The organism is Candidatus Pseudomonas auctus (genome assembly GCF_048654275.1).
Taxonomy (GTDB): domain Bacteria; phylum Pseudomonadota; class Gammaproteobacteria; order Pseudomonadales; family Pseudomonadaceae; genus Aquipseudomonas; species Aquipseudomonas pharyngis.
Genome location: NZ_JBJYZK010000006.1, coordinates 61349 through 78523, shown reverse-complemented (window position 1 = coordinate 78523; position 17175 = coordinate 61349). Strand labels below are relative to the sequence as shown.

Genomic DNA, 17175 nt, shown 5'->3' with positions numbered 1-17175 from the left:
ATACCTGCTTATTCTTCGCTGGTGTGCACTTTGCGGTGCAGGATCGCCTGGAACTCATCGGCGAAGGTGTAGTAGCGGCTCAGCAAGGTTTCGCTGCGGGCAGAGAAACGGTTGTAAGCGATAACGGCCGGGATCGCGGCGAACAGACCGATCGCGGTGGCGATCAGGGCTTCGGCGATGCCGGGTGCGACGGTGGCCAGAGTGGCCTGCTGGGCGCTGGCCAGACCACGGAAGGAGTTCATGATCCCCCACACGGTACCGAACAGACCGATGTACGGGCTGACCGAACCGACGGTGGCGAGGAACGGCAGGCTCTGCTCGAGCTTTTCTTCTTCGCGGGAGATGGCGACGCGCATGGCACGGGCCACGCCTTCCATCACCGCTTCAGGATCGACGCCTGGCTGCTGACGCAGACGGGAGAACTCCTTGAAGCCGGCACGGAAGATCTGCTCGACACCCGAATCCGGATCCGGGTTGCTGCCGGCCTGACGGTAGAGTTTGGACAGGTCGATACCCGACCAGAAGCGCTCCTCGAAGCTCTCGAGGGCACGTCGACCGGCGCGTATCAGATTGCTGCGCTGAAAGATCATGATCCATGAGGTCACCGATGCGGCCACCAGAGTCAACATTACCAACTGCACCACGATGCTGGCATTGCTGACCAGGCTCCACATGGAGGAATGGTCGACGACGTTAGCTTCCACGCTTTATCTCCTGCTTTGAGTGTGTACCCGTGCCGACCGCGTCGGCAAAGGCCGCACGCAGGTCTTCGGGAAGGGCCCGGGGTTTCAAACTGTTAGTGCGCACACAGGCCACCAGAAACTGCCCTTCGCAGAGCAGCACATTATCCGTTGCCCGCCTGACCTGCTGTCGGAAGCGCAGGCTGGCACGGTTCAATTCGATTACATCAGCGCTTACCAGAAGCTCGTCGTCCAGTCGCGCCGGCGCGTGATAACGCGCTTCGCTGGAATGCACGACGAACAACAGGTCCTCCCCGGCCAGCGCCGACTGAGCAAAGCCCAGCTCCCGGAGCCGTTCGGTTCGAGCCCGTTCCATAAACTTGAGGTAATTAACGTAATACACGATGCCGCCCGCATCGGTGTCCTCGTAATAAACGCGACAACGATGTGCGAACGGCTCAAGCCCGTTTTGCGCGCGCATACTCTAGTGCTTACTCCTCGGGTTGCCAATCCAGCCAGGCAACTGTTTTTCATTGTTGGAAGGCTTTACCGCAAAAGTACCGTCCTGTGACAGTACAAACGCTGAATAAATCGACAATAAATGTGTATCAATCGTCCACGGCATCGAGAAACTCGTCTACCACGGGCATTTCGCCCATTCGTGTCGGAATGTTTAAACCAAAATGCAGGTACGCGTGGCGGGTCACCACCCTGCCCCGCGGCGTACGCATGATGTAGCCCTGCTGAATCAGGTACGGCTCGAGCACGTCTTCAATGGTGTGGCGCTCTTCGCTGATCGCCGCCGCCAGACTGTCGATGCCCACCGGGCCGCCGTCAAACTTCTCGATCATGGTCAACAGCAGACGCCGGTCCTGATGATCGAAACCATGCTCGTCGACGTCCAGCAGGTTCAGCGCCAGATCCGCGACGGACTTGGTGATGTGGCCCTTGGCCCGGACTTCGGCGAAATCCCGCACCCGGCGCAGCAGACGGTTGGCGATCCGCGGCGTGCCACGGGCGCGGCGGGCAATCTCGAAAGATCCTTCCGGATCCAGCGGCAAACCGAGGATATTCGCCGAACGGCTGACAATCGTCGCCAGGTCAGCGGTGCTGTAGAACTCGAGGCGCTGGACGATACCGAAACGGTCACGCAAAGGGTTGGTCAGCATGCCCGCCCGCGTGGTTGCACCGACCAGGGTGAACGGTGGCAGATCGAGTTTGATCGAACGCGCCGCCGGCCCTTCACCGATCATGATGTCGAGCTGGAAATCTTCCATGGCCGGGTACAGTACTTCTTCGACGATCGGCGACAGACGATGGATTTCATCGATGAACAGCACGTCGTGCGGCTCAAGATTGGTCAACAGCGCCGCCAGATCCCCCGGACGCTCCAGCACCGGACCGGAAGTGCTCTTGATCGACACGCCCATTTCCTGAGCGATGATGTTGGCCAGCGTGGTTTTACCCAGCCCCGGCGGACCGAAGATCAGGGTGTGATCGAGGGATTCGCTACGGCCACGGGCGGCCTGGATAAACAGTTCCATCTGCTCGCGAACGGTCGGCTGGCCGATGTACTCGGCCAGGCTGACGGGACGTATCGCCCGATCCTGGACTTCTTCGCGCTCACGCGAACTGTGCGTGGCGGCGATCAGACGATCAGCTTCAATCACTTAAATCATTCCCTTCAGGGCGCGTCGAATCATGTCTTCGCTGCTCAGGCCTTTCTCTTTGATCGCGGAAATCGCCTTGCTCGCTTCCTGCGGCTTGTAGCCTAGGGAAATCAGCGCGCTGACCGCATCGTTCTCGGCGGTATTGACCGGCGCCGGGCCGTCCGGCTGGTTCGGCACCAGGGCGAACATGGCCGGCGAGGTTTCCCAGGCCTTGAAGCGATCCTTGAGTTCGACCAGCAGACGCTCGGCGGTTTTCTTGCCCACGCCCGGCACCTTGGTCAGCGCCGAGGTGTCCTGGGACTGCACGCAACGGATCAGTTCGTCGACTTCCAGACTCGACATCAAGGCCAGGGCCAGTTTCGGCCCCACACCATTGAGGCGGATCAACTCGCGAAAAAAGTCTCGCTCACGCTTGCCGGCAAAACCATAGAGTAACTGCGCGTCTTCGCGTACGACCAAATGGGTGTGCAAGGTCAGCGGTTCACCGACCGACGGCAGACGATAAAGGGTGGTCATGGGCACTTCCAGCTCATACCCGAGGCCGTTTACATCCAGAATCAGGTGCGGCGGCTGTTTCTCAGCCAGAGTGCCGCGCAAGCGTCCAATCACGTTTCAGATCCTTGAGCGTTGGCCAGCCGTGGGCTGGCGACTGTCGAAAGGCGGATTTCGGGCCGACGACCCAGGCGCAAAAATCCGCTTTCAGGAAAATTGATGCTGATGCTATCAGAGACGCAGGCGCCCGCCACGACTGCGTGCCGTTCCCAAGCCGTGCGGTAACAGACTGGAGCGTGTGTGGGCATGACAAATGGCAATGGCCAGGGCATCCGATGCATCGATTTGCGGTTTGCTGGTCAGCTTGAGCATGTGCATGACCATCATCTGCACCTGCTCTTTATTAGCGGCACCCGTGCCGACCACGGCCTGCTTGACCTGGGTGGCCGTGTACTCGGCGATTTCCAGGCATTCTTCGGCGCCGGCAACGATAGCGGCCCCCCGGGCCTGCCCGAGCTTCAGCGCCGAATCGGCGTTTTTCGCCATGAACACCTTTTCGATGCCCATGGTGACCGGACCGTAGGTCTGGATGATTTCGCGCACGCCGCGATAAACGATCTGCAGACGTTCATGCAACTCGCCAGCGCCGGTACGAATGCAGCCCGATGCCACGTAGATGCAGCCGCCGCGTCCGGTATCGCGAACAATCCCGTAACCGGTGATACGCGAGCCGGGGTCGATACCTAGAATTAAAGTCATAACGCCTGCGGGTTCGGTAAAAACACAAAAATCAAAACATCAAATAACCAATGCGGGAGCGGGCTTGCTCGCGAAGGCGGCGTATCAGCAAGCATCAATGCTGGAGACACCCCGCCTTCGCGAGCAAGCCCGCTCCCACCGTGAAGCCTAGCCGCTCTTAGCCTAACTGAGCGGCCACGTCTTCCGGAATGTCCGCATTGGAATAGACGTTTTGCACGTCATCCAGATCCTCAAGCATATCGATGAGCTTGAGCACCTTCTCGGCGCCCTCCAGGTCCAGTTCGGCGCTGGTGGTCGGCTGCATGACGATTTCCGCGTCATCACCCTTGAAGCCAGCAGCTTCCAGGGCATTGCGCACTGCGTAGAAACTGGTGAACGAGGTGAACACGTCGATAGAGCCGTCTTCGTGGCTGACCACGTCGTCGGCATCGGCTTCAAGTGCCGCTTCTGTCAGTGCGTCTTCGTCGACACCCGGTGCAAAGCTGATCTGGCCCTTGCGTTCGAACAGATACGCCACCGAACCGTCGGTACCGAGGTTGCCGCCACACTTGCTGAACGCGTGGCGCACTGCCGCTGCGGTACGGTTGCGGTTGTCGGTCATGCACTCGACCATCACCGCCACGCCACCCGGGCCGTAACCTTCGTAGGTCAGTTCTTCAACGTTGTCGGCCTCGGTCGCGCCGGCGCCACGGGCCACGGCACGGTCGATGATGTCCCGGCTCATGTTGGCGCCCAGCGCCTTGTCCAGCGCCAGACGCAGACGCGGATTGGAGCCCGGATCACCGCCGCCCTGACGGGCCGCCACGGTCAGTTCGCGGATCCACTTGGTGAAAATCTTGCCTCTCTTGGCATCCTGGCGTTCTTTGCGGTGCTTGATGTTCGCCCACTTGGAATGACCTGCCATAACTCGCTCCGAATTCTCTTGAACAATGCCCGCCATGCATTCGCATCGGCCAGCAAAAAAATCTTGTTTTCAATCACTGCAGAAAGAAAAAAGGCGCATCCGAAGATGCGCCTTCAGGCCCGTCTTACTCGGCCTTTGGCGTTTCGCGCAAACGAATGTGCAATTCGCGCAATGCCTTGGCATCCACTACACCCGGCGCCTGCGTCATCACGTCGGCAGCACTCTGGGTTTTCGGGAAGGCGATCACTTCACGGATCGACTGGGCGCCAGTCATCAGCATTACCAGACGGTCCAGACCGAAGGCCAGACCACCGTGCGGCGGCGCGCCGTATTTCAGGGCGTCGAGCAGGAAGCCGAACTTCTCTTCCTGTTCCGCTTCGTTGATGCCCAGCAGACGGAACACCGCCTGTTGCATCTCCTTGCGGTGGATACGGATCGAACCGCCACCCAGCTCGGTGCCGTTCAGCACCATGTCGTAGGCACGGGACAGAGCGCCCGCCGGGTTGGCTTCCAGCTCTTCCGGCGAGCACTTCGGCGCGGTGAACGGGTGGTGCAGCGCCGAGAAGCTTCCGTCATCGTTCTCTTCGAACATCGGGAAGTCGACGACCCACATCGGTGCCCACTCGCAGGTCAGCAACTTGAGGTCGTGACCGAGCTTGATACGCAGCGCGCCCAGGGCTTCGCTGACGATCTTGGCCTTGTCGGCGCCGAAGAACACGATATCGCCGTCGACTGCACCGACGCGATCGAGGATCACGTTCAAGTTGGCTTCCGGGATGTTTTTCACGATCGGCGATTGCAGACCGTCAACACCGGCAGCACGCTCGTTGACCTTGATGTACGCCAGGCCCTTGGCACCATAGATGCCGACGAACTTGGTGTAGTCGTCGATCTGCTTGCGCGGCATGCTCGCCCCGCCTGGAACGCGCAGTGCGGCGATACGGCATTTCGGATCGTTGGCAGGGCCGCTGAAGACCTTGAAATCCACTTCTTTCAGTTGATCGGCCACGTCGACCAGCTCCAGCGGGTTACGCAGGTCCGGCTTGTCGGAACCGTAACGGCGCATGGCTTCTTCGAACGTCATGTGCGGGAATTCGCCGAATTCCAGACCCAGCACTTCCTTGAACAGGTTGCGGATCATGCCTTCGGTCAGGCCCATGATGTCTTTTTCGTCGAGGAAGCTGGTTTCGATGTCGATCTGAGTGAACTCAGGCTGACGGTCGGCACGCAGGTCTTCGTCGCGGAAGCATTTGGCGATCTGGTAGTAACGGTCGAAGCCGGCGACCATCAGCAGTTGCTTGAACAGCTGCGGCGATTGCGGCAACGCGAAGAACGAACCGGCGTGGGTACGGCTCGGTACGAGGTAGTCGCGCGCGCCTTCTGGCGTGGCACGGGTCAGGATCGGCGTTTCGACGTCGAGGAAGCCGTTTTCGTCGAGGTAGCGACGGATGCTGGTGGTCATGCGCGAACGCAGACGCAGCTTCTCGGCCATTTCCGGACGACGCAGGTCCAGGAAGCGATAACGCAGACGGGTTTCTTCGCCGACGTCGGAGAACTCGTTCAGCGGGAACGGCGGGGTTTCCGACTCGTTCAGCACTTCCAGCTCGTAGCCCAGCACTTCGATCATGCCCGACGCCATGTTGGCGTTGGTGGCACCGGCCGGACGCAGACGCACCTTGCCGGTGATCTTCACGACGTATTCGCTGCGCACGCGATCGGCGGCGGCGAAGCTCTCGGCGCGATCCGGATCGAACACTACCTGGGCCAGACCGTCACGATCACGGATATCGAGGAAAATCACCCCGCCGTGGTCGCGACGACGGTGAACCCATCCGCAAAGGGTAATTTCCTGGCCTTCCAGGCTTTCGTTCAGTTGGCCGCAATAATGGCTGCGCATCATGGTAGTGGTTCGCTTCTCGTAATTCGAAATTCGGTGGAGATTCCGCTGCACTCAAGCACTGTGCAACTTGTGGAAACTCGCGCGTGTCGTTCGACCTGGGTCTGAACCCTAGTCAGATTTGTCGCCACCGGCCAGGTTCTTCTTCGCGCCGGTCTTGAAATCGGTTTCGTACCAGCCACTGCCGCTGAGGCGAAAGCCCGGCATGGACAGCTGCTTCTTGAGTTCCGGCGCCTGGCAGGCAGGGCAATCGACCAGTGGTGCGTCGCTGATCTTTTGAATGGCTTCCAACTGATGACCACAGGAAGCACATTGGTAATCGTACATCGGCATGGGGTTGTCTCGGCAATCAGATTGCCAGCACGCGCAGGGCTGTGCGGCGAAAGGGCGGGATTATAGCCATTAAATGCGGCCTGTGCAGCCGGAAGACTGCACAGGCCGTCTCGTCAGTGACACCCCCCGTTATTGATCCCGGGAGAATCCCGCAGGCCGTGCACCACACACACCACCCGCACCAGACCGCTGAAGTTTTTCACCCCGCCATGGCGCAGGTGCACTTCACGATCAACGCGGGACAACAGCGTGCCGACCGAACAGCAATTGTCCTCGGCCATCCGGCCCAGAATGTTCCAGTAAACCTGCTCCAGCCGCATGCAGGTCGCGAACCCGTTCAAACGTACCGATCGGGACGACGGCCGGATCAACTCCATGTCGAATCCGCCGAGAAAGGGCTCCACGATTTTCTCTTGCTGCGAACCGCCAGCGATCTCTATTCGCCTGTCTCCACCTTCCATATCGTTGACACTCCTTTGCCATTTCTGCGCTTGTTTTCAAGGCAACATCCTGTGACCTCATTAAAAGCGCAGGCGCAAAGGCAGATCCAGATGACTTTTTGACCATCCGCGTAGGATAAGCCAACGCGATACGGAGGATCATGGAGCGGTGGGGCGTCTTCCTTGCTTCCTACATTCGCGAATGACTTTTCCGGGCAAAAAAGAGAACAGCGAACGAATGAAGTGAGTCCGTGCGCCTTCCGCCGTCAGGCCTCGAGCAGTGCGCGCAACATCCACGCGGTTTTCTCGTGAACCTGCATACGCTGAGTCAGCAGGTCGGCGGTCGGCTCATCGCTGACTTTATCCAGCAGGGGGAATATCCCCCGCGCAGTGCGAGTGACTGCCTCCTGACCCTCGACCAATTGTTTGATCATGTCCTCGGCACTCGGCACCCCCTCTTCCTCTTTAATGGAAGACAGCCGCGCATAGGTCGCGTACGCGCCCGGGGCGGGAAAACCCAGGGCCCTGATACGTTCGGCAATCGAATCCACCGCCAGGGCCAGTTCGTTGTATTGCTCCTCGAACATCAGATGCAGGGTCCGGAACATCGGCCCGGTGACGTTCCAGTGGAAGTTGTGGGTCTTCAGATACAGCACGTAGGTGTCCGACAGAAGGCGCGAGAGCCCTTCGACGATGGATTTGCGGTCTTCTTCACTGATACCGATATCGATTGCCATGTTTACCCCCTAAAGGCGATTGAATTCATCCAACAGGTGCCGCTGCACTGTAGCAAGGCCACCCCCGCCCCGCAGCCCCCGCATGACCCCGATAGACGCGACAAATCGTCCGACGCCTGCCGCTGGCCGGCGTAATTTGAGTACCCGCAGGCTTTGCTGTTAAATAGGCAGTGTGTCGCTACGCCCCGTTTTCCGGGCCTGCGCATAGGCTGATGCCGGGTACGTGTCCAACGCCTCTTTATTGTTCCGAAGCGAACCGTGCGCCTTCAGCTCTTCCTTGTGAGCCGTCATAACGTGAGTCAATAAAAATGTTGAAAATCGTCCACCTGCTAATGGGCGCAGCAGCCTTGCTGCTGTCCTTCATACCTAGCCTGAAGTCCGAAGCGGTACCTTACCTGCAACAACCCGATGCACTTTACCTGGCCTTTTTCGGCCTGCTGAACCTGATCCTTGCGCCAGTCATCCCTTGCTGGAACAAAGGTCCGCGCCAGCATCTGCAAAACCTGGTCAGCGCCTTGCTGGTCCTGACCGTCGTCCTGCAAACCCTGACCCTGATCGCGCCGATGCCTGTCATCGCCGGCCAGCCAGCCGTACTGTTCAGCCTGGTGATTGCACTGATTGCCGTGGTCCTGCACCTGGCCGTCAGCTTTTATAAATCCTCACCGGCCGCCGCTACGCAAAGCTACGACATGAGCAACCGCGATACCGGCACCGTCAAGTGGTTCAACACCTCCAAGGGCTTCGGCTTTATCTCCCGGGATTCCGGCGATGATATTTTCGTGCACTTTCGCGCCATCCGTGGCGAAGGCCACCGCGTTCTGGTCGAAGGCCAGCGCGTGGAGTTCTCGGTGATGAACCGTGACAAGGGCCTGCAGGCCGAAGACGTGATCGCCGCCCTGCCGCGTCGCTGATTCACGCCTCCCGGCAATAAAAAACCGCGAACAGCCTGGCTGTTCGCGGTTTTTTTTGTTCACGGGAGCATGCCCGCACACCTCTCAATAGTGTGGCGGCGGCGCATCTTCCTCAAAGGATCCGATCTGGCCGACCATCTCTTCCTGACGCTTGAGTACAGCTGCCATCTGCAATTGCAGACGCTCAACCACCCGCTGCTGCTCCACCAGCACATCGTTCAATGCCTGAATGGTGTCGTCCTGAAACGCCAGGCGGCTTTCCAGCTCGGTAACACGTTGTTCGAGGCTCATGACTCAGCCCTCCAGAAAGGTGAAATCGTCGTCCAGCACCAGACGCAGGCGCTCGCGGATCGCGGCCACTTGCTCGGCATTGTAAGGCTTGGCGGGGTGCTTACCCCAGACCGGCGCCGGCCAGGCGGCATCGTCCCGTTTACGCACGATGACATGCATATGCAGTTGGCTGACAACATTACCCAGGGTCGCGACATTCATCTTGTCGGCGTCGAAGGAGTCCTTGAGTACCTCGGCCAGGGCTGTGGTTTCCTGCCACAAGCGCTGCTGGTCGGCGACATCCAACTGAAACAACTCGCTGATATCGTCGCGGCGTGGCACCAGGATGAACCACGGGTAGTTGGCATCGTTGGACAACAGCAGTCGGCAGAGCGGGAAATCGCCGATGGTCAGGGTGTCCTGTTGAAGTCGTGAATCTAAAGCAAACACTGCGCGCACTCCCGGCGGTTGACCTGTTTTCAGCTTAGCGCCCCACTGCGAAAGCAGCGCGCCAAACGACTGGACGGCAGCATACCTGCGATTGTGGAGTCCTTCACGGCGAATGCGCTACTGCAAGGATTTCCAGCGCCCCGGAATGAGCCATTTGCAGCACGAGCGCACCAGTACGGAACCTGCCAATGAACACGGCGCAAGGACCGGGTCATATCGTGGCGTTTACGGCCCTTCAACCGCTCAACTGTATGAATTCAGTACAGCCATTGAAATTTTTTGCACCAAAACCGCACAGCACGTCTACGCTCAGTGCGTCGGGCATCCGCCGAATACTCACTGACGGGGTGAACCGGTAACGTTTTTGGTTGTCGCGCTGCGACTTTCAGGGAGCAACACCATGCGAAGGATGGCGTCAAGCCTGTTCGAAAGGCCCTCGAAGCCCCCGGTTTTATGAGGTTTTTACAGCATCAGACGAGCACCTTGAAAAAAACCGGAACAATTCAGCGGTTTGTGCACGCTTGTTGCATTCATACCCATATGGACTATAAGCGCACCACAAGAAGTGGATGCCTTGAGCCCCATAAAAACAGTGGCAGGGTTGCCCGATGGAGATTCAAGCGTTTTGCCAAGGGACTCTTTTTTACCGATGCTCAAGCTCTGTAAAACAGCGCTGAAGTTGTCAGTCCCATTGCATTTGGACTGTAAATTTGCGACATCTACCAAGCCGTTTGCGACACGCTCGTAAAGAAGCTGAAAGGTTGGATTCGCAAGTATCGCCAACATGGTCGGCGTGATATAAGTTTGCGCCGACACAAAAAGAAAGAGCCGCCCAGATAATAAAACAGGTGGGACGGCAGTACTCTTCTAAAACCAAAGGAGCAAATCACGATGCGCGTGATGAAGTGGAGCATGATCGCACTGGCAGTTGCTGCAGCAGCCAGTACTCAAATGGCTACGGCCGCCCCGTTTGTAAGTGACCAGGCTGAAGCGAAAGGCTTCGTTGAAGACGCGAAAGCTGACTTGCTGATTCGCAACTATTACTTCAACCGTGACAACAAAGACGGTGCCCGTGACGTTAAAGACTGGACCCAGGGTATCTGGGGCAACTTCAGCTCCGGTTACACCCAAGGTACTGTTGGCGTCGGCGTTGATGCGTTCGGCTACCTGGCCATCAAACTGGACGGCGGCGCCGGCACCAGCGGCTCCGGCAACATGAGCCGCAGCAACGAATTCAATGCAAACGGTTCCCGCGACCCTGACGACAGCCAAGGCAAAGCCGGCGCTGCCATCAAGTTCCGCGTATCGAAAACCGAGCTGAAAATCGGTGACATGCAGCCTAGCACCGCTCCGGTGTTCGCTGTCGGCGGCTCCCGTATCCTTCCGCAAACTGCCAGCGGTTTCCAACTGCAGAGCAGCGAGATCAAAGACCTTGACCTCGAAGCCGGTCACTTCTACTCGGCAACCAGCCAGGACCGCAACTCCCGTGAAGGCGGTCTGTACGCGACCTACGCCGGCGTTGAAGCCAACACCATCGACTACTTCGGTGGCAAGTACGGCATCACCGAAAACCTGAGCGCATCGCTCTACGGCGCCAAACTGGAAGACATCTGGAACCAGTACTACGCCAACGTGAACCTCACCACTCCGTTCGGTGGTGACACCTCGCTGAACACCGACTTCAACATCTATCGCACCACCGACACCGGTAGCGCGAAAGCCGGTGACATCAGCAACACCGCGTTCTCCCTGGCCACCGCTCTCTCGTTCCTGAAAGCGCACACCATCACCCTGGCCTTCCAGAAGGTCAACGGCGACACTCCGTTCGACTACATCGGCGTGGGCAAGAACAACCGTGGCGGCGACTCGATCTTCCTCGCCAACTCCATCCAGTACTCTGACTTCAACGCCCCGGGCGAGAAGTCTGCCCAGATCCGTTACGACATCAAGATGGCCGAGTACGGCGTTCCAGGTCTGAGCTTCATGACCCGCTACGTTAAAGGCTGGGACATCGACGGCACCCACACTCCAGCAGGCAGCGCCTACGCTGGTCTGTATGGCGAAGATGGCAAACACAACGAAACCAACTTCGAAGCCAAATACGTAGTTCAGTCTGGCCCGGCCAAAGACCTGTCCTTCCGTATTCGTCAAGCCTGGCACTTCGCTAACGCCGACGAAGGCGAAGGCGATACCAAAGAGTTCCGTCTGATCGTCGACTACCCGCTGTCGATTTTGTAATCGCACCGAGTTAGTTGCGGTAACAAAACAAAAAGGCCCATCTTCGGATGGGCCTTTTTTATTGCCTGTCACTTGTAATAGATGCCTGACCGATAAGTCAGGCAATTAATTAGCAACCTATCATTACACTGCCGATTCCTGAACCACACGAATCACTCGTTGTGGAAAAGGAATATCAATGCCTGCAGTCTTTAAACGATCACGCGACTGTTCGTTAAACATGAACATCACATCCCAGTAATCCGCAGTTTTAACCCAAACGCGCAGGGAAACAGTGATCGAACTGTCACCCAGTGTCGAAATAACGGCCTGAGGTGCCGGATCCTGCAGAACGCGCTCATCCTTGGCCAGATCCAGCAGCACCTGACGGGCCTTTTGCAGATCGGCTTCGTAATCCACACCTACGTCGAACACAACCTTGCGGGTCGGCTGACGGTTGGTGTTGGTGATGATGCCGTTCGACAGGTTTCCGTTCGGGACAATGATGGTCTTGTTGTCGCCAGTGCGCAGCACGGTGTGGAAAATCTGGATGCTGTCGACGGTACCCGCCACACCCTGAGCTTCGATCCAGTCACCGATGCGGAACGGACGGAACAGCAGAATTAGCACGCCGCCGGCGAAGTTCGCCAGGCTGCCCTGCAACGCCAGACCGATGGCCAGGCCGGCCGCACCGATTGCCGCGACGAACGAGGTAGTCTCGACGCCGATCATCGACGCCACGCTGACGATCAGCAGCACCTTGAGAATGATGTTGGCCAGGCTGCTGATGAAACCTTGCAGCGCGAGGTCGGCATTGCGCAGGGCCAGCAGGCCGCCGAGCTTTTGCGTGACCTTGTTGATCAGCCACCAGCCGATGGCCAGGGTGATCACCGCCAGCAGCACACGGCTGCCGTATTCCATGATCATCGGAATCCACGCCTGGGATGCCTTGACCAGGTTGTCCACCTCAGCATTCAAATCCATCTTTTCTCTCCTGATTGCCGGCTTCCCGGGCTGTAAAAAACCAGCGGCAGAAAGACCGAACCGAACAGGGCTCAATCGTTTCTGCCGTTGCTTGGGCCTCGGACGCATTAAACGCCGAGAGGTTCCCGACCGAAAAGCTTAGTCGCGGAAGTTGTTGAACTGCAGTGGCATGCCAAATTCCTTGGCACGCAGGGCCGCGATGGCTTCCTGCAGGTCGTCACGCTTCTTGCCGGTCACACGCACCTGCTCGCCCTGAATGGCGGCCTGCACCTTGAGCTTGGCTTCCTTGATGTGGCCGACGATTTTCTTCGCCAGTTCCTTGTCGATGCCTTCCTTGAGGACGGCGTCCTGCTTCATCAGCTTGCCCGAAGCGAAGGAGTCTTTGACTTCCAGGCACTGCACGTCGATCTTGCGCTTGACCAGGGCCAGCTTGAGGATCTCAATCATCGCTTCCAGCTGGAAATCGGCTTCAGCGGTCAGGTGGACGGTCAAGTCCTTTTCCTTGTATTCGAAGCTGCCCTTGCCTTTCAGGTCATAACGACGATCGAGTTCCTTCACGGCGTTCTCGACCGCGTTGGTGAGTTCGTGTTTGTCCAGTTCGGATACCACGTCGAACGACGGCATGTAAGTTCTCCAATAAAAAGGCGCGCTCGTACGGGACGCGGCGCGCTTGGCTTGCGGTTAAAATCGGGCTCATTATAACGGGTCTTTTCCCACCGACACGGCGAGCCTTGCATGCCAGTACCTTACCGAGTGAAAAACTGATGTCCACCCCCTGGCACGTCCTCGGCGCCGGAAGTCTCGGCACGCTCTGGGCCACACGCCTGGCCCGGGCCGGCCTGCCGGTTCGGTTGATCCTGCGCGACATTGACCGCTTGCACGACTATGCGACGGCGGGCGGCCTGACCCTCGTCGAGCAAGGCGTGGCCAGCAGCTACGCCATCCCTGGCGAAACCCCGGACAGCCCCGAACCGATCCGCCGCCTGCTGGTGGCCTGCAAGGCCTACGACGCCGAAAAGGCCGTAGCCGGGCTTGCCCATCGCCTGGCACCGGACGCCGAACTGATCCTCTTGCAGAACGGCCTCGGTAGCCAGGAAGCCGTGGCCGCGCGAGTCCCGCAGGCCCGCTGTATCAGCGCCTCCAGCACCGAAGGCGCTTTTCGCGACGGCGACTGGCGCGTGGTGTTCGCAGGCCATGGCTACACCTGGCTAGGGGACGCCGGTCATCCGGTAGCACCGATCTGGCTGGACGATCTCGAGGCGGCGAAAATCCCCCATGAATGGAGCGCCGACATCCTCACCCGTCTGTGGCGCAAGCTGGCACTCAACTGTGCAATCAATCCGCTGACGGTGCTGCACGACTGCCGCAACGGCGGCTTGCAGCAACATCACTGCGAGGTCGCCACCCTGTGCGGCGAACTGACCGAACTGCTCGAACGCTGCGGGCAACCGACCGCGGCGGACAACCTGCAACAGGAAGTCGAACGGGTGATCCAGGCCACGGCGGCGAATTTCTCGTCCATGTATCAGGACGTGGCCAGTAAACGCCGCACCGAGATCAGTTATCTGCTCGGCCACGCCTGCAAGGTTGCAGAGCGTCATCAGTTGAACCTGCCTCATCTCAAGCAATTGCAGGAGCGCCTGAGCGCTCATCTGCACAGTCTCGGATTGCCCGTCGACTGAGCAGCGGCTACGCTGGCCACTTGTTCCTTTGCTGCGATAAACCTGATGCCATTGCGCCAGCGTCTTGAAAACCTGCCGGTCGGCCAGAAACTGCTGGCCGCTCTGCTGGTGCTGTTGACCACTGTGTTGCTGGTCGCCAACCTGACCTTTATCAGCGCCGCCTATTACATTTCCCAGGAAAGCATGGCGCCCCAGGCGTTGCAGACCATCGGCCGGCTGGTGTCGAACCCGAGCCTGGTGGCCGACGCCTTGCAGTCGCCACAAAGCGCCGAGCGTTTGCTCAAGGAGCTCGACAGCTATTCCCCGCTGCGTGCCGCGGCTCTGTACGACGGCAAAGGTGAACGCCTGGCGCAGTTGCAGCACGGCGACAAACTCAACCTGCCGGAACGCTACCGGCACATCGAAGCCTGGCAACTGACCGAGTTTCGCAGCAACCAACTCATCACCCTGCCCCGCCCCGGCACTGCGCCAGGCCATCTGTTACTGGTGGCCAGCAGCGAGCTGCCGGTGGCGTTCTACACCGGCACGCTCACGGCGAGTCTGGGGATTCTGATTTTCAGTGTGCTGCTGTGGCTGGTTATCGCCCGGCAAATCAAACGCCTGATCACCCGGCCGATCCATCAGCTCGAAGAACTGTCCCGCCAGGTCACCCGCGAAGAGAACTACGCCCTGCGTGCCTCCCGGGGCAACCATGACGAAATCGGCAGTCTGGCTGAAGCGTTCAACACCATGCTTTCGCGTATCGAGGCCCGGGAGCAGCAACTCAAGCGCGCCCGCGACGACTCCCAGGCGGCCTACGATCAGGCCCAGGGTCTGGCAGAAGAAACCCGCCACACCAACCGCAAGCTGGAGCTGGAAGTCCAGGTGCGCAGCAAGATCGAGAAGAAACTCACCGGGTTCCAGAACTACCTCAACAGCATCATCGACTCCATGCCCTCGGCGCTGATCGCCCTCGACGAACAGCTCTATGTCACGCAATGGAACCAGGAGGCCAGCGCCCTTTCCGGTACCCGGCTGGACGAAGCGCTGAACCAGCCGATCTTCCTCGCGTTCGAGCCGCTCAAGCCGTTCCTCCCGCAACTCAAGCAGACCGTCGAACAGCACACGGTGGCGAAAATCGAGCGGGTGACGTGGTTCAAGGACGACGAGCCCAAGCACTACGCCCTGACCTTCTATCCGTTGATGGGCGGCGCCGGGCGCGGCGTGGTGATCCGCATCGACGACATCACCCAGCGCCTGTCACTGGAAGAAATGATGGTGCAGTCGGAGAAAATGCTGTCGGTCGGCGGCCTCGCCGCCGGCATGGCCCACGAAATCAACAACCCGCTGGGGGCGATCCTGCACAACGTGCAGAACATCCGCCGACGCCTGTCGCCAGACCTACCGAAGAACCTCGAGCAGGCCGAGCAACTGGGCATCGAACTCGATACCGTGAACCGCTACCTGCAAGGCCGGGAAGTCCCGCAACTGCTCGACGGCATCCAGCAGGCCGGCGCGCGGGCGGCGAAAATTGTCACGCACATGCTCAGTTTCAGTCGCCGCAGCAACCGCCAGATGGCGCCGTGCGACCTGCCGGCGCTGATCGATCAAGCCGTGGAGATCGCCGGTAACGACTTTGACCTGGCCATCGGCTTCGACTTCAAGGGGCAGGCGATCATTCGCCAGTTCGACCCGGCGCTGGGCCCGGTGCCCGGCACTGCCAACGAACTCGAACAGGTGCTGCTGAACCTGCTGAAAAACGCCGCGCAGGCGATCCACCAGCGCGAAGATGACAGCGAGCCAGGGCGAATCACCCTGCGCACCCGGCTCAATCCGCCATGGGCCGAGATTCAGGTCGAGGACAACGGCATCGGCATGAGCGAGAACGTGCGCAAGCGCACCTTCGAGCCGTTCTTCACCACCAAGGAAATCGGCCAGGGCACGGGCCTCGGGCTGTCGGTGTCGTACTTCATCATCACCAACAACCACAAAGGGCAGATGGAAGTGCAGTCGGCGCCAGGGCAAGGCACCTGCTTCACCCTGCGTCTGCCGCTGGCGCAACCGGCGCCCATCGCCGCCGAAACCAATCAACTACCGAGGTAAACCATGGGCTTTCGCTTGTCGAAAATCTACACCCGCACTGGCGACAAGGGCGAAACCGGACTGGGCGACGGCCGCCGGGTACCCAAGGATCACCCGCGCATCGAGGCCATTGGCGAGGTCGATACGCTGAACAGTCAGGTCGGCGTGCTGCTGGCCGGATTGATCGCCGAGCGCGAAACCTGCCCAGGGCTGAATGAGTTGATCGATGTGTTGGTGCCCTGCCAGCACCGTTTGTTCGACCTTGGCGGTGAACTGGCGATGCCGGAGTATCAGGCATTGAACACAGCAGAAATCGAACGGCTGGAAGCCGCTATTGATGTCTGGAATGAAGAATTGGGGCCGCTGGAGAATTTCATTCTGCCGGGCGGTTCGATGCTGATTGCCCAGGCCCATGTCTGTCGCAGCCTGGCGCGCAGTGCCGAGCGGCGTTGCCAGCATTTGAATGCGATCGAACCGTTGGCCGGGGTTGGCCTGGCGTATATCAATCGCTTTTCGGATCTGTTGTTTGTGGCGGCGAGGTTGATTGCGCGGCGCCAGGGTGTTGCAGAAATCCTGTGGCAGCCGGCGGCGAAACCTTCAGATCAGTAGCGACTGTCAGGACGTCTTCGTCGGAACGCCGCCCGGAGCAAGCCCGCTCCCACAGTTGATCGAGTTCCTCCTGCGGCAA

General features: G+C 59.3%; 20 protein-coding genes. 5 read left to right on the top strand and 15 right to left on the bottom strand.

The window, feature by feature from the left end; all coding sequences use genetic code 11:
- Nucleotides 1-8 precede the first annotated feature (8 nt).
- From tolQ to ACKUG4_RS13405, 10 genes are all read right to left on the bottom strand, one after another.
- Nucleotides 9-704, bottom strand: a complete 696-nt coding sequence (gene tolQ / locus ACKUG4_RS13450) for a protein TolQ (RefSeq protein ID WP_039766018.1) — start codon at nucleotides 702-704, stop codon at nucleotides 9-11.
- Nucleotides 694-1161 carry a tol-pal system-associated acyl-CoA thioesterase gene (gene ybgC, locus ACKUG4_RS13445; RefSeq protein WP_007951203.1) on the bottom strand — a complete coding sequence of 156 codons (468 nt, stop codon included), beginning with the start codon at nucleotides 1159-1161 and terminating at the stop codon, nucleotides 694-696. The genes tolQ and ybgC overlap by 11 nt, the downstream gene beginning before the upstream one ends.
- A gap of 127 nt (nucleotides 1162-1288) precedes the next feature.
- A complete protein-coding gene (ruvB, locus tag ACKUG4_RS13440; protein WP_445434181.1) occupies nucleotides 1289-2350 on the bottom strand; it encodes a Holliday junction branch migration DNA helicase RuvB in 1062 nt (353 codons plus the stop codon).
- Nucleotides 2351-2959 (bottom strand): Holliday junction branch migration protein RuvA, encoded by a 609-nt coding sequence (gene ruvA, locus ACKUG4_RS13435; RefSeq protein WP_007951205.1) that lies wholly within the window; start codon nucleotides 2957-2959, stop codon nucleotides 2351-2353.
- Between the two features lie 114 nt (nucleotides 2960-3073).
- Nucleotides 3074-3601, bottom strand: a complete 528-nt coding sequence (gene ruvC, locus ACKUG4_RS13430) for a crossover junction endodeoxyribonuclease RuvC (RefSeq protein ID WP_007962095.1) — start codon at nucleotides 3599-3601, stop codon at nucleotides 3074-3076.
- A 157-nt stretch (nucleotides 3602-3758) separates the two neighbouring features.
- Nucleotides 3759-4505, bottom strand: coding sequence for a YebC/PmpR family DNA-binding transcriptional regulator (locus ACKUG4_RS13425; RefSeq protein ID WP_003227527.1), 747 nt, complete (start codon nucleotides 4503-4505; stop codon nucleotides 3759-3761).
- A gap of 124 nt (nucleotides 4506-4629) precedes the next feature.
- Nucleotides 4630-6405, bottom strand: coding sequence for an aspartate--tRNA ligase (gene aspS, locus ACKUG4_RS13420; protein WP_064599001.1), 1776 nt, complete (start codon nucleotides 6403-6405; stop codon nucleotides 4630-4632).
- A 108-nt stretch (nucleotides 6406-6513) separates the two neighbouring features.
- Nucleotides 6514-6735, bottom strand: coding sequence for an FmdB family zinc ribbon protein (locus ACKUG4_RS13415; RefSeq protein ID WP_007951210.1), 222 nt, complete (start codon nucleotides 6733-6735; stop codon nucleotides 6514-6516).
- A 113-nt stretch (nucleotides 6736-6848) separates the two neighbouring features.
- On the bottom strand, nucleotides 6849-7196 hold the full coding sequence (locus tag ACKUG4_RS13410; protein WP_085610809.1) for a ribbon-helix-helix domain-containing protein: 348 nt from the start codon (nucleotides 7194-7196) through the stop codon (nucleotides 6849-6851).
- A 245-nt stretch (nucleotides 7197-7441) separates the two neighbouring features.
- Complete coding sequence (locus ACKUG4_RS13405; protein WP_007951212.1) at nucleotides 7442-7912, bottom strand: Dps family protein; 471 nt, start codon at nucleotides 7910-7912, stop codon at nucleotides 7442-7444.
- 308 nt (nucleotides 7913-8220) lie between these two features.
- Between ACKUG4_RS13405 and ACKUG4_RS13400 the strand changes: the two genes are divergently transcribed.
- On the top strand, nucleotides 8221-8823 hold the full coding sequence (locus ACKUG4_RS13400; RefSeq protein WP_445434180.1) for a cold shock domain-containing protein membrane protein: 603 nt from the start codon (nucleotides 8221-8223) through the stop codon (nucleotides 8821-8823).
- 84 nt (nucleotides 8824-8907) lie between these two features.
- On the opposite strand, the gene ACKUG4_RS13395 is transcribed toward ACKUG4_RS13400, so the two are convergent.
- The 3 genes from ACKUG4_RS13395 to ACKUG4_RS13385 all read right to left on the bottom strand — a co-directional run bounded on the left by ACKUG4_RS13395 (nucleotide 8908) and on the right by ACKUG4_RS13385 (nucleotide 10359).
- Nucleotides 8908-9114 (bottom strand): SlyX family protein, encoded by a 207-nt coding sequence (locus ACKUG4_RS13395; protein WP_039766003.1) that lies wholly within the window; start codon nucleotides 9112-9114, stop codon nucleotides 8908-8910.
- 3 nt (nucleotides 9115-9117) lie between these two features.
- On the bottom strand, nucleotides 9118-9543 hold the full coding sequence (locus ACKUG4_RS13390) for an HIT family protein (protein WP_236190284.1): 426 nt from the start codon (nucleotides 9541-9543) through the stop codon (nucleotides 9118-9120).
- Nucleotides 9544-10005: 462 nt separating this feature from the next.
- A complete protein-coding gene (locus ACKUG4_RS13385) occupies nucleotides 10006-10359 on the bottom strand; it encodes a hypothetical protein (RefSeq protein WP_143492867.1) in 354 nt (117 codons plus the stop codon).
- 75 nt (nucleotides 10360-10434) lie between these two features.
- Between ACKUG4_RS13385 and ACKUG4_RS13380 the strand changes: the two genes are divergently transcribed.
- On the top strand, nucleotides 10435-11781 hold the full coding sequence (locus tag ACKUG4_RS13380; protein ID WP_064599009.1) for an OprD family porin: 1347 nt from the start codon (nucleotides 10435-10437) through the stop codon (nucleotides 11779-11781).
- Between the two features lie 123 nt (nucleotides 11782-11904).
- Here ACKUG4_RS13380 and ACKUG4_RS13375 read toward each other — a convergent pair whose 3' ends face one another.
- Nucleotides 11905-12744: a mechanosensitive ion channel family protein gene (locus ACKUG4_RS13375; RefSeq protein WP_064599011.1), complete on the bottom strand. Its 840-nt coding sequence runs from the start codon at nucleotides 12742-12744 to the stop codon at nucleotides 11905-11907.
- Nucleotides 12745-12882: 138 nt separating this feature from the next.
- Complete coding sequence (locus ACKUG4_RS13370; protein WP_011335651.1) at nucleotides 12883-13368, bottom strand: YajQ family cyclic di-GMP-binding protein; 486 nt, start codon at nucleotides 13366-13368, stop codon at nucleotides 12883-12885.
- A 140-nt stretch (nucleotides 13369-13508) separates the two neighbouring features.
- Here ACKUG4_RS13370 and ACKUG4_RS13365 point away from each other — a divergent pair, with 140 nt between their 5' ends.
- The 3 genes from ACKUG4_RS13365 to ACKUG4_RS13355 are packed head-to-tail and all read left to right on the top strand — an operon-like array spanning nucleotide 13509 to nucleotide 17096.
- A complete protein-coding gene (locus ACKUG4_RS13365; protein WP_236190290.1) occupies nucleotides 13509-14426 on the top strand; it encodes a putative 2-dehydropantoate 2-reductase in 918 nt (305 codons plus the stop codon).
- Nucleotides 14427-14471: 45 nt separating this feature from the next.
- The gene (locus ACKUG4_RS13360; RefSeq protein WP_039765991.1) at nucleotides 14472-16508 is read left to right on the top strand and encodes a sensor histidine kinase; all 2037 of its coding nucleotides are present in this window, start codon (nucleotides 14472-14474) and stop codon (nucleotides 16506-16508) included.
- 3 nt (nucleotides 16509-16511) lie between these two features.
- A complete protein-coding gene (locus ACKUG4_RS13355; RefSeq protein ID WP_064599015.1) occupies nucleotides 16512-17096 on the top strand; it encodes a cob(I)yrinic acid a,c-diamide adenosyltransferase in 585 nt (194 codons plus the stop codon).
- Nucleotides 17097-17175: the final 79 nt, after the last annotated feature.